The organism is Chitinibacter bivalviorum (assembly GCF_013403565.1).
GTDB lineage: Bacteria > Pseudomonadota > Gammaproteobacteria > Burkholderiales > Chitinibacteraceae > Chitinibacter > Chitinibacter bivalviorum.
This window is the reverse complement of sequence record NZ_CP058627.1, coordinates 562,691-574,753: the sequence shown is the minus strand read 5'-3', so window position 1 is coordinate 574,753 and position 12,063 is coordinate 562,691. Positions and strand designations below refer to the sequence as shown.

At 48.5% G+C, this 12,063-nt stretch carries 10 protein-coding genes; 3 read left to right on the top strand and 7 right to left on the bottom strand.

The window, feature by feature from the left end; translation table 11 throughout:
* Positions 1 to 28: 28 nt before the first annotated feature.
* Both purU and HQ393_RS02650 read right to left on the bottom strand, forming a co-directional pair.
* Positions 29 to 883, bottom strand: a complete 855-nt coding sequence (gene purU, locus HQ393_RS02655) for a formyltetrahydrofolate deformylase (protein WP_179357321.1) — start codon at positions 881 to 883, stop codon at positions 29 to 31.
* A gap of 64 nt (positions 884 to 947) precedes the next feature.
* The gene (locus HQ393_RS02650; protein WP_179357320.1) at positions 948 to 1,325 is read right to left on the bottom strand and encodes a hypothetical protein; all 378 of its coding nucleotides are present in this window, start codon (positions 1,323 to 1,325) and stop codon (positions 948 to 950) included.
* Between the two features lie 99 nt (positions 1,326 to 1,424).
* Between HQ393_RS02650 and HQ393_RS02645 the strand changes: the two genes are divergently transcribed.
* The gene (locus tag HQ393_RS02645; RefSeq protein WP_179357319.1) at positions 1,425 to 1,892 is read left to right on the top strand and encodes a tRNA (cytidine(34)-2'-O)-methyltransferase; all 468 of its coding nucleotides are present in this window, start codon (positions 1,425 to 1,427) and stop codon (positions 1,890 to 1,892) included.
* 104 nt (positions 1,893 to 1,996) lie between these two features.
* On the opposite strand, the gene HQ393_RS02640 is transcribed toward HQ393_RS02645, so the two are convergent.
* The gene (locus tag HQ393_RS02640) at positions 1,997 to 2,386 is read right to left on the bottom strand and encodes a group II truncated hemoglobin (protein ID WP_179357318.1); all 390 of its coding nucleotides are present in this window, start codon (positions 2,384 to 2,386) and stop codon (positions 1,997 to 1,999) included.
* A 149-nt stretch (positions 2,387 to 2,535) separates the two neighbouring features.
* On the opposite strand from HQ393_RS02640, the gene HQ393_RS02635 reads away from it, so the two are divergent.
* Positions 2,536 to 4,167, top strand: coding sequence for a methyl-accepting chemotaxis protein (locus HQ393_RS02635; RefSeq protein WP_179357317.1), 1,632 nt, complete (start codon positions 2,536 to 2,538; stop codon positions 4,165 to 4,167).
* A 93-nt stretch (positions 4,168 to 4,260) separates the two neighbouring features.
* Complete coding sequence (putA, locus tag HQ393_RS02630; protein ID WP_179357316.1) at positions 4,261 to 7,764, top strand: bifunctional proline dehydrogenase/L-glutamate gamma-semialdehyde dehydrogenase PutA; 3,504 nt, start codon at positions 4,261 to 4,263, stop codon at positions 7,762 to 7,764.
* Positions 7,765 to 7,815: 51 nt separating this feature from the next.
* On the opposite strand, the gene HQ393_RS02625 is transcribed toward putA, so the two are convergent.
* Genes HQ393_RS02625 through HQ393_RS02610 form a run of 4 tightly spaced genes read right to left on the bottom strand, consistent with a single transcriptional unit; the run spans position 7,816 to position 11,393 of the window.
* Positions 7,816 to 8,529 (bottom strand): ABC transporter ATP-binding protein, encoded by a 714-nt coding sequence (locus HQ393_RS02625; protein WP_179357315.1) that lies wholly within the window; start codon positions 8,527 to 8,529, stop codon positions 7,816 to 7,818.
* Positions 8,526 to 9,296 carry an ABC transporter ATP-binding protein gene (locus tag HQ393_RS02620; protein WP_179357314.1) on the bottom strand — a complete coding sequence of 257 codons (771 nt, stop codon included), beginning with the start codon at positions 9,294 to 9,296 and terminating at the stop codon, positions 8,526 to 8,528. Before HQ393_RS02620 ends, HQ393_RS02625 begins: the two co-directional genes overlap by 4 nt.
* Positions 9,289 to 10,443 (bottom strand): ABC transporter permease subunit, encoded by a 1,155-nt coding sequence (locus tag HQ393_RS02615; RefSeq protein WP_246307932.1) that lies wholly within the window; start codon positions 10,441 to 10,443, stop codon positions 9,289 to 9,291. The genes HQ393_RS02620 and HQ393_RS02615 overlap by 8 nt, the downstream gene beginning before the upstream one ends.
* Positions 10,444 to 10,463: 20 nt before the next feature.
* Positions 10,464 to 11,393 carry a branched-chain amino acid ABC transporter permease gene (locus HQ393_RS02610; protein WP_179357313.1) on the bottom strand — a complete coding sequence of 310 codons (930 nt, stop codon included), beginning with the start codon at positions 11,391 to 11,393 and terminating at the stop codon, positions 10,464 to 10,466.
* Positions 11,394 to 12,063: the final 670 nt, after the last annotated feature.

Sequence of the window (12,063 nt, the reverse complement as noted above, 5' to 3'; positions counted from 1 at the left end):
TATACCCCTACTTAATGCACCAACTTGTTTAGTCGAAAATCACCGTCTTATTTGAATACACCAAGACGCGATGCTCCAAGTGCCAGCGCACAGCACGTGACAGCACGACGCGCTCCAGATCACGCCCCTTTTGAATCAGCGCATCGACATTATCGCGGTGTGAAATGCGATTCACATCTTGCTCGATAATCGGGCCATCATCCAAGATTTCGGTCACATAATGGCTGGTCGCACCGATCAGTTTTACACCGCGTGCAAACGCACGGTGATACGGTTTCGCGCCATCAAACGCAGGTAAGAAGCTGTGGTGGATATTGATCACGCGCTGTGGGTAGGCGGCAGTAAATTCGTGGCTGAGTACCTGCATATAGCGGGCGAGTACGATCAGATCGATGCCTTTTTCAGCCAGTAATGCTTTTTGCTTGGCTTCTGCTTCCACCTTGTTGTCTTTAGTGACGGGAATTACATGGTATTCAATCCCGTAAAACTCAGCCAAGGCGCGGCAATCTTCGTGATTAGAAATAATCAGCGGGATTTCGCAATTGAGCTCGCCGCTTTTGTGACGATGCAGCAAATCAACCAAGCAGTGATCGTATTTCGAGACAAAAATCGCCATTTTCTGCGGGCGATTCGACAAGGCCACTTTCCAAGTCATTTCAAAACGATCAGCAATCGGTTGGAACGCGGCCGAAAACGCACTCATATCTAAGGTGAAATCAGCCAAATCCCATTCAATGCGCATCAAAAACAGATTATCCGCGCTGTCTTGGTGTTGATCAGAATGAACGATATTGGCGTTATAGGTATACAGAAAGTTGGCAATCGCCGCCGATAAGCCTTTACGGTCAGGGCAGCTAATCAGCAGAGTAGCAGTTTGATTCATGGCTGGTTCGCAATTAATAAATTTGCCTTGATTCTAACAGCCACGGCCAACGAGCGACAGTTTACTAGACGCTGTTTTGCGCAATATCAGCCTGATGCGGGCGATGCTTGACCGTACGTTGCTGCGCCACATCCAATTGCGCCTGCACAAACATTTGTTCAAAGCTCGCGCAATAACCATAATCGGGAATCTGAGTCTCCCAACGCCAGCCATTCGATGTGCGCGTATCGATCATTAAATCGAATGGAAAATTAAATAAGGCAGCATAAATGGCCTTACCAATACCCAAAGTCCGCGCCGGATTAAAACACCCGCCTCTAGGCGCGCGGATTTCATGATCCAGCGCACGAAACACCATCGCCATCGTTTGCTCTGGCAATAATCCTTCGAGTTTTGCCATCATCGCTGCGGCAAGTAAGACTTCCTTTGGTATGATAGTCATCAGTTTTCCTCATCTAGGCAGTACAGCACTTCAGTGTAGAAGCGCGCCGGATGACGTCAATGCGAATCAATACCATTTATCAGCTTACAAAGATCACTCATGTTTGAAATTGTTCTCTTCCAGCCCGAAATCCCGCCCAATACCGGCAATATTATTCGCCTCGCGGCCAATACGGGCTGTCGTCTGCACTTGGTCAAACCATTGGGATTTCCGCTGGACGACACCAAAATGCGTCGCGCCGGCTTGGATTACCATGAATATGCCGAAATGCAGGTGCATGAAGATTGGGCCGCTTGCCGCGCCGCATTAGCAGGACGCCGGTTTTTTGCCGGCACGACCAAAGGCTCGCAGCGCTATGATTTGGTGCAATACAAACTAGGCGATGTGCTGGTATTTGGCCCCGAAACACGCGGGCTACCTGCCGAGATCTTGGCTGAATTTGAGCCGCAAGACCGCATTCGCCTACCGATGCATCCCGATAATCGCAGTTTAAATTTATCTAACGCGGTGGCCATTACCGTGTATGAAGCGTGGCGACAGAATGATTTTGCGGGCGGTGTTTTTTAATTTCATCCACCAATTAAAAAGGTCGCCGAGGCGACCTTTTTAATACCATCCACAGTATTGGCATACAACCCAATCTGCACAAAGTGTTCAAGCACATACCCTGCTTATTGATTGCGCATAAAATCGGCCGTTTTGAAGAAGGCCTCTTCTAAATGCTCGCGTAACTCATCACTCATCGCAATTTCGCTCATGGCCTGATACATGCACAGCAGCCATTGATCACGCTCGGCTTCACCAATTGAAAATGGCATATGACGGGCTCGCAAACGCGGATGCCCGTATTTTTCAATAAATAGCTGCGGGCCACCGAGCCAGCCCGACAAAAATTCAAATAGTTTGTCGCGAATCAGCGTCGTATCTTTCGCGTGCATCGCATGAATGCCTGCCGCGCGCTGATCGTTTTCCATAATGTCGTAAAAACGATCGACCAAGCGCCTTAAAACAGCCTCGCCACCTAATAATTCATATGGCGTGAGCGCCTGAACATCTGTCATTACCGATTCCTAATTCAATACATTTCATAGCCCATAATTATTACAGCTATTGATCGTCTACTCCACCCCACACTTGACCCGGAGAGCTTGCTTCTGGCTGAACGCAAACTAAACTGCAAGGAAGTATTTTTCATTGAGTGGGAATCCCAATGCTTAACCATCTTTCCATCGCCGCCAAAATTACCGTCGGGTTTGTCATTACATTAATGCTGCTCGTGATTGTTGGTGTAGTCGGCCTCGTGGGCATGAATAAGCAGCACGCCGTTGTGAGTGAATTGCTTCACAATGACTTGCAATACGGTATGAATATCATCGATGCCAAAAATCATGTCGCCGATTTGCGCCGGTTTGAGAAAGATATTTTTATCAATTTGGCCAGTCTTGAAAAAGTCAAAGAATATCGAGAAAAATGGAATAAAAGTTTGAGCGAAGCTCAGAAGTCTATTTCGGATGCGGAAGCCATTGCGAATGAAGCAGAAAAAACCCAATTGGCTACATTAAAAACGCAATTAAATGCCTATAGCCAAGGCTTTATTGAGGTAGAAGGTCAACTTGAAGCGGGTCAATTTGCGACCACGGCCGATGCCAATCATGCATTTGGCAAATACAAAGATGCCGTGCGCAGCTTGAGTGATAACTTGGGTGAACAAGCTAAAACTGCGATTAAGGCCGTAAATGGCATTGAAGCAAAAGTTGATGATATTAAATCGGAAAAAGTTCGCCTCAGTATCATCTTGATGGTCATTGCAATTGGATTAGGGATTGCAGCCACACTGGTGTGTATCAAGTCAGTGACCACCCCGCTCAATCAAATGCAGCGTGACATTTCCGAAATTGATCAAACAGGTCATATTGCCCGCCGCTTGAAAACACAAAATGACGATGAAATTGGTAAGACATCCAGTGCGCTCAATCGTCTGTTTACAGGCATGTGCGAGGTCATCGGTCAGGCCAATCGCAATTCCAACGAGCTGGTTGTTGCCGCACGCGAATTAAACTCTGCAGCGGTACAAATCACACAAGCATCGCATTTACAAGCAGAGGCCTCTGCATCCACGGCTGCAGCGATCGAACAAATGTCGGTTAGCGTTCATATGATTGCCGATAATGCCCAAAACATGGAGCAAGAGTCACGCGAAGCGGCGCAAACTGCGACCGAAGGCGCTGTCACCGCACAGCAAGCCGCAAACGAGATCAGCCAGATCGCCGAATCGATCACCCGTTCCGCCGATATTATCGTGCAGCTCAATCAGCGCTCTGATGAAATTGGCAGCATCGCCATGGTGATTAAAGATATTGCAGATCAAACTAACCTATTAGCGCTCAATGCAGCCATTGAGGCGGCCCGAGCCGGTGATTTAGGCCGTGGCTTTGCAGTGGTTGCCGATGAAGTTCGTAAACTGGCCGAACGCACCACACAGGCCACGATAGAAATCACCAGCAAAATTGACGCTGTTCAACGTGATACGGGTAATGCCGCCGACGGGATGCGCGTCGCAGGCACTTTGGTCAGTAATGGGGTACGCAGCACGCAAAGTGTAGCTGAATCGTTAGCTTTGATTGAAAACGTATCGCGTCGTACCGTTGATCATATTGCCAGCATCAGCAACGCGATTAAGGAGCAGAGCTCCGCCAGCCAAGAAATTGCCCGCCATGTCGAACACATTGCGCAAGCGAGCGAAGAGAACCATAGCGCGGCTCAAAGTACCAGCCATCTATCTACTCGACTGAGCGAAATAGCCCAAAGCCTCGATACCACGATACATCGCTTCAAAGTCTAAACTGAATGCGGGCGCAGCAGTGCCCGCACTTCTTCCTTGCATCATCGTTGCTGTTCAATTCAAGCTGTTAAAACCAGCCACTGGAAGCACGCCATGATTCGTTTGCAGGATGAAATCCCCGATCTTGACCCGCAGTTTATTGCCATCGCGCAAGCTAGGTATGTAGAGGAAAGCAGCTATGCACGGCAGATTGCGCAAGCAGTTCATTTAAGCGCGGAGCAACAACTCAGAGCTGATTCAATTGCTCGCTTATTGACGCAAAAATTGCGTAATGAACGTTCAGGGCTCGGTGGTATTGATAATCTGCTGGCGCAATATCCATTATCTTCCCCCGCTGGCCAAGCCTTGCTCAAACTCGCCGAAGCGGCGCTGCGAATTCCCGATGCCTATCAACTCGACGCCTTAATTGAGGAGCAACTGCATGCGGCGAATTGGCAAATTCATCATCAGAAAAATAATTCTTGGCTAATTAATCTTGCCAGCTACGGGCTTGATCTAGCTGAACATCTGCGCACGCCGTTGACGACACCCATTATTCGCGAAGCAATTAAAAAGACCCTGCAATGGCTAGCGCAGCAATTTATCATTGCGGAAAATATCGACGGCGCTCTGGCGCGACAAGATAGTGACTTTCGATATTCATTCGATATGCTCGGTGAAGCGGCATTATGCACTGCCGATGCTGAAATTTACTTTCAACGCTATGAACAAGCCATTCATCGCATCGGTGTCTACAGTCAAGGCGCAGGGCAATTTGGCCCCGCCGCATCGATCAAACTCTCGGCTTTGCACGCTAAGTTTGATTTTCAGCATTATGCGCAAATCCATGCTGAACTTTACCCCAAGCTCTATCAATTGGCTTTGCAGGCCAAGCAGTACGAAATCGGATTAACCATCGATGCAGAAGAAAGTGCGCGCCAACTGTTAACACTTAGTTTATTTGAGCGTCTGATGCGCGAGCCAGACTTAGCTGATTGGAGTGGCTTGGGAATTGCGGTGCAGGCCTATCAGAAAAATGCCCTGCATGTAGTGAAATGGCTAAGCCAACACAGCAAGCAGTTAAGGCGCTCAATCTGCGTTCGCCTCGTCAAAGGCGCCTATTGGGATACCGAGATTAAGCTCGCTCAGCAAGCATCCTTGGCAGAATACCCAGTGTGGACTCAAAAAGCGCATACCGATCAAAGCTATTTGGCCTGTGCGCATGTTTTGCTCCAAGCCGACAATCGCATCTTTGCCCAATTTGCGACGCATAACGCATTTACAGTGGCGCAAATTCATCAAATGGCCGGCGATCGAAATTGCGAATTCCAAGCCTTGTTTGGCATGGGCGAATCGCTGTATCAGATTGCCAATGAATTAGGCATTGATCGGCCATGCCGCCTCTACGCCCCAGTTGGTACTCATCAAGACTTACTACCTTATTTAGTCCGCCGCTTCTTAGAAAACGGCGCGAATACATCCTTTGTGCATCAATTACTCACTCATTCTAATCTTGAGCAACACCCAGTAAATACCTCCACCAGTAAATTAGCCCCCCCCAATAAAGTATTTCGCCCCCGAGAAACCCCGAGTCTGCAAGACCCACTGCATTGGCCGCATTTTCTTGAATTAGCCAATCAATTTGATGCAGCATACTTAGGCAGGTATATCGCTGAAAACGATTATCCAAAAACTGTCTATAGCAATACACCCAGCATTAAATGTATCAATCCGGCCGATCAACGCGATGAAATTGGCGAAGTCATCGAAGCCGATTTAGCTCAAATTGAGATGGCATATCACAATGCCCAATGCCATCAAGTTGCTTGGGCGCAGAAATCGGTGCGCGAGCGGGCACGCTTAATCATGGCCGTTGCAGATCAGTTAGAGTTACAAAAGGGCGTACTCATTCATCTATTGGTGCGAGAATCAGGCAAAACGATCAGTAACGCCCAAAGTGAATATCGCGAGGCGATCGATTTTTGTCGCTACTATGCCAGCCTAGCTCAAGTCGATTGGAACGATATGCCGCCGCCCCCTTTGGGCATTGTTATCGCGATTAGTCCGTGGAATTTTCCGCTCGCCATTTTTGTTGGGCAAATTTGCACAGCCCTATTGGCAGGCAATGTCGTGATTGCCAAACCCGCCCCAGAAACACCATTAATCGCAGCGCAAGCCATTGCCTGCTTTCATCTGGCGGGGGTTCCTGCAGAATGTTTGCAGTTATTGCTCGGCGGCGCCGCAGTGGGCGCTGCGCTCACAATGGATCATCGCTGCAATGGCGTAAGCTTCACTGGCTCACTCGCCACGGCCAGCAAAATACGCCGGGCATTGGCCGAATTTGGCGCTGACCGTGTCCTTGTCGCCGAAACGGGTGGCATCAATGCCATGATTGTCGATAGCAGCGCCCAAACCGAACAAATTATTCGCGATATTTTAACGTCGGCATTCGATGGCGCAGGCCAACGCTGCTCAGCCTTGCGCGTGCTTTGCATCCAAACCGACATTGCCGAACACATCATCAATCGGCTGAAAAACTGCATGCGCGAGTTAGTCATCGGCAACCCAGCGCGCTTTTCAACCGAGATTGGCCCGGTTATCCATCAAACTGCCGAGCAAAAAATCTATTCGGCAATCAACCATTTTCAGCAATTAAAATATCCCGTATTTCAATCGAACCTCATGGATGAATGTATTCACGGTCATTATGTCGCGCCTACGCTGATTGAAATACCCAAGCTGAGTGAAATCAAAGATGAGATTTTTGGCCCAGTGCTGTTCATTTATCGCTACCATGCGCAACAATTAACTCCAATGCTCAATGCCATCAATCGGCTCGGCTATAGTCTGACGATGGGGATCCAAAGCCGAATCGAGCGCAATATTAAAAGCATTATCAATCAAACTCGCATCGGCAATTACTACGTCAATCGCAACCAAATTGGCGCCATTGTAGGTAGCCAACCATTCGGTGGAGTCAATAAATCCGGCACTGGCCCAAAAGCGGGCGGGCCTTGGGCTTTGAGCCGAATGTGTAAAAATATCGACCCGTGCCAGCCCCACTATCAAGCATTGCCTGCCAAGCTGGAAGAATTACGCACCATAGCCCATCTGTGGCCTGATCTTGACCAAGGCACCGACCTCGAGATCTTATTTGAAGATGCCGCACGGCGCAGCCCGATTGATCAGGTACTTCATCTACCCAGTATCTGCGGCGAAACAAATGAATTACGTTATCGTGGTCGGGGTCGTATCGCCTGCCTTGGCCCGAGCGACTGGGATCTGGTTCAACAAATTGGCATTGCATTGCTAACGGGAAATCAACCCGTGATTCAACCGACCGTGATGGCGAGTCATTGGCAAAAACATCTAAAAGCCAGCTCAATGGTATTCGCCACTGACCCGCTGCAAACTCCGATTGATGCCGTCATGTGTAACTCATCAATCGCATGGCAAACAGAAAAATTTTTGGCTCAGCGAGATGGTGCCCTAACGCCGTTGATACAGCCTTTTGAAGACGGAAAATGGCCGCTCTATCGTTTAGTCGCTGAATATACGATTTGCACCAATACCGCCGCTACTGGCGGTGATATTCAATTACTTGCCCAAACGCATTAGCGAAAAAAAACCTCGCACAGCGAGGTTTTAAGTTTGATACCTAGGCGCTCATTATTCGCCCAAATAAGCTTGCTGCACTTTTTCATTAGCCAATAGCGCGTCTGCACTATCGCTGAAAGTGACTTTGCCAGATTCCATCACATAGCCACGATCTGCGGTTTGCAAAGCCAATTTGGCATTTTGCTCAACCAGCAACATCGTAACGCCCTCAGCGGCAATCATTTTGATAATTTCAAAAATCTTTTGCACGATAATTGGTGCCAAACCCATCGATGGCTCATCCAGCAACAGCAATTTGGGTCGACTCAGCATCGCACGTCCAATGGCGACCATCTGTTGCTCGCCACCGGATAAAGTACCCGCCAGCTGCTTATGACGCTCTTTCAGGCGTGGGAATAGGTGATAAACCCGTTCCATATCATGCAAAATTTCAGCCTTATCATTGCGGCTATAGGCGCCCATTTGCAGATTTTCTTCCACCGTCAGGCGGCTAAAAATTCCACGCCCTTCTGGCACCATGACAAGGCCATTTTTAACATACTCATGCGGTGCGAGTTTTGCGGTGGATTGACCATCAAACAATATTTCGCCACCAGCCGGTTTCACCATGCCCATTAAGGTTTTCAGGGTCGTGGTTTTACCCGCCCCATTGGCACCAATCAAGGCCACTAGTTCACCCTGTTTGACTTCCAAATCGATACCCTTAACGGCATGGATACCACCATAAGCCACTTTTAGGTCTTTAACTTGTAATAAGGTACTCATTCAGGCGCAACTCCAAGGTAGGCTTCAATCACGCGTGGATCATTTTTAACTTGTTCTGGCACGCCTTCTGCAATTTTTTTGCCGTAATCGAGTACCGCAATCCGATCGCACAAGCCCATCATCAATTTAACATCATGCTCAATCAGCAAAATGGTAACGCCATCAGCGCGGATTTTTTCCATCAGCTTTTTCAAGTCATCGGTTTCTTTGGGATTCATCCCCGCAGCAGGCTCATCGAGCGCCAGCAAAGTGGGGTTGGTCGCCAATGCACGGGCAATTTCCAAGCGGCGCTGATCACCATACGACAGATTACGCGCCAACTCTTCCGCACGATCGGCAATGCCGACATAGGCCAACAGCGATTCTGATTTGGCCTTAATCGCAGCCTCTTCAGCTTTCGCTTTCGGGTGACGCAATACCGCCCCCAATACGCCAATACTGGTGCGTACATGTTGACCCACCATGACGTTTTCCAAGGCGCTCATATTGGCAAATAAGCGAATATTTTGGAACGTACGTGCAATCCCAGACTCAACCACGACATTGGGTTTTTTGCGGAATAAATCTTTACCCTGGAAAGTAAATTTACCTTCATCAGGCTGGTACAAACCGGTCAATACATTAAACAAGGTGGTTTTGCCCGCGCCATTTGGGCCGATCAAACCGTAAATCTCACCTTTATTAATGGTCAGCGCGACACCACTCAAGGCGTGCAAACCACCAAAACGTTTATTAATGCCTTCAATACTTAGCAACACTTCAGTCATGGTTACGCTCCGCATCTTGCAAGCTGTCTTTTTCTTGTAGCGCAATGCCTTTGGTTTTCGGGTGCAATTCAGCACGGCGGCGTTTTGATGGCCACAGACCTTCCGGGCGAACCAACATGATGATGATCATGGCCAAGCCAAAAATCAGCATGCGCAAGTTTTCTGGATCAACGACTTTCTTACCTGCAATCGCCATCTGCAGCGGATTGATAATATCGCGCAGCAACTCAGGGGTAATCGACACAATAATCGCGCCCAAAATCACGCCGGGGATATTTCCCATACCACCAAGCACCACCATACACAGTACCATCACCGATTCCATTAACACGAAGGATTCAGGCGATACAAAGCCTTGGAAGCTGGCAAACAACGCCCCTGAAACACCACCAAAGCTGGCGCCCATCGCAAATGCGAGCAATTTCACATTACGGGTGTTAATCCCCATCGCATTGGCGGCAATTTCATCTTCACGAATTGCGACCCATGCACGACCAATGCGTGAGTTTTGCAGGCGAATCGACACAAAAATGATCAATGCGCAGAAGGCTAAAATCAGATAGTAATAGAGATGAATTTTCTCAAACGTCAGACCCAAAAACTCAATCGGACGGCCAAAATCGTAACCCGCAATCTGTACGGGATCGATATTGTTAATCCCTTGCGGGCCATTGGTAATATTGATTGGGCGATCCAGATTATTCATGAATATACGAACAATCTCACCAAAGCCCAAAGTCACGATCGCTAAGTAGTCACCACGCAGTTTCAGCGTAGGCGAGCCGAGCAAAACACCAAAAATCCCAGCGACGACGGCAGCCATCACCATCATCACCAAAAAGGGTGGATGGCTCAGCCAAGCGGGTAAGACAGCTTGTAAATGAGGCGAATTCAAAATCGCAAACAGATACGCACCTACCGCATAAAACGCGATATAGCCCAAATCGAGCAAACCCGCGTAACCCACTACGATATTCAAACCCAGCGCCAGCATGATATAGAGCAAGGCAAAATCGACCGCACGCAGCCAAGAATTACCATTCTCAAATAAACCACCTAGTGCCCAAGGCAGTACAGCCAATACCACGGCTAACACCGCCAACAACACTGTGTTATTGCGGGTATTTTTCATCACTAATGCATTCATCGTTTGATTCCCTGTTCCAGTTAAGCGCGTTCAGCAACACGTTCACCCATCAAACCCGATGGACGGAACACCAAGACAATAATCAGCACGACAAAGGCAAAAATATCTTTGTAGTTACTACCCAATACACCGCCGGTTAAATCGCCGAGGTAACCCGAACCCAAGCTTTCGATAATCCCGAGCAATAAACCACCCAATACGGCGCCGCCGATATTGCCGATCCCGCCCAAGACGGCAGCAGTAAAGGCTTTCAAACCGATCATAAAGCCCATATAAGCATGCGCCTGATCGTAATTGGCTGCGACCATCACACCAGCCATCGCACCCAATGCCGAGCCGATCACAAAGGTCATCGAAATAATGGTATTGACGTTCACGCCCATTAATTTGGCAACTTCAGGGTTTTGCGCAGTAGCGCGCATGGCACGGCCAAGCTTGGTTTTTTCGATAAGGAAGAACAAACCGCCCATCAAAAGCAAGGCCAGCACAATGATTGCAATCTGCAAATCAGTAATGGCAGCGCCACCGATAATATGTACTTCTGAAGGCAGAATCGGAGGGAATGGGCGGTAGTTACGGCCCCAAATCAGCATCGCAGCTTGCTGCAACACAATAGAGACACCAATCGCGGTAATCAACGGCGCAAGGCGCGGCGCTTTACGTAGCGGCTGATATGCGATCTTTTCGATCGAATAGCCCAAAAACATCGAGACAGGAATCGCCATCAGCAATCCCGCTAGCAAAAGTGCTGGACCGGGTAATTGCACCCCTGCCCCCACCAACAGATTGATACAAGTAATGGTCACCATGGCACCAATCATCACAATTTCGCCATGCGCAAAATTGATCAGCTGCATGATGCCGTAAACCATGGTGTAGCCCAGTGCGATCAGCGCATAAATGCTGCCGACGACCAGACCATTAATAATTTGTTGTAGGAAAATATCCACTCGCGCCACCCTTGAGGAGGTTTATAAGTACGATTCAGACAGTAGATGAATTTCTGCTGACCGTTTTATTACTCAATCCATATCAGATCGAGGTGAATTTTACCGTTACAGTTCGGTATTGCGACAAATTACCTGTTTGGTGTTGCGCGGAATACTGCGTTTTTCCCTATAAGTAAAAGCCCTAGTAGCAACACGATTTCTGAAATGGACTCAAAACAACGCATAGCCACGTCCAAGACATAGAGTTCAGGCCAATATCGTGGGCGGGCTCAGTGTCCTTGGCATTTGATAGAGCTCTGATCCGAGTGAGCCTTTTCACGCCGCTATTCACCGCGATAAATACGCGCGAGCAAAGCAAATTACTGCCTTTTCGCGCCATATGCGCTGTAAATCAAGCAAAAACTAGGCAATTGCCTGCTGCATTGCCGCCTGCACGACTGTGCCCCTTCATAGCGGCATCGATCACCATTGACAAAATCAGGGCGAAATTCGAATTCACTTTATGCTGAACGCGCCAATCACATCATCTACCCGATTTTACTTGGGCAATACAACCGCCAAGCGTCATCGCTCATTTTGGGAGGGGAAGCAGACAAATTTTCTTCTACTACTTTGCTTCAAGAGTGTTGCACAAACAGCAACACATATAAGTGAATAGGCCTGATAGGCC

What these genes read in the sequence shown, in the direction of transcription:
- purU (WP_179357321.1), bottom strand. Translation starts at nt 883, where the DNA reads ATGAATCAAACTGCTACTCTGCTGATTAGCTGCCCTGACCGTAAAGGC.
- HQ393_RS02645 (WP_179357319.1), top strand. Translation starts at nt 1,425, where the DNA reads ATGTTTGAAATTGTTCTCTTCCAGCCCGAAATCCCGCCCAATACCGGC.
- HQ393_RS02635 (WP_179357317.1), top strand. Translation starts at nt 2,536, where the DNA reads ATGCTTAACCATCTTTCCATCGCCGCCAAAATTACCGTCGGGTTTGTC.
- putA (WP_179357316.1), top strand. Translation starts at nt 4,261, where the DNA reads ATGATTCGTTTGCAGGATGAAATCCCCGATCTTGACCCGCAGTTTATT.
- HQ393_RS02650 (WP_179357320.1), bottom strand. Translation starts at nt 1,325, where the DNA reads ATGACTATCATACCAAAGGAAGTCTTACTTGCCGCAGCGATGATGGCA.
- HQ393_RS02640 (WP_179357318.1), bottom strand. Translation starts at nt 2,386, where the DNA reads ATGACAGATGTTCAGGCGCTCACGCCATATGAATTATTAGGTGGCGAG.
- HQ393_RS02620 (WP_179357314.1), bottom strand. Translation starts at nt 9,296, where the DNA reads ATGACTGAAGTGTTGCTAAGTATTGAAGGCATTAATAAACGTTTTGGT.
- HQ393_RS02615 (WP_246307932.1), bottom strand. Translation starts at nt 10,443, where the DNA reads ATGAATGCATTAGTGATGAAAAATACCCGCAATAACACAGTGTTGTTG.
- HQ393_RS02625 (WP_179357315.1), bottom strand. Translation starts at nt 8,529, where the DNA reads ATGAGTACCTTATTACAAGTTAAAGACCTAAAAGTGGCTTATGGTGGT.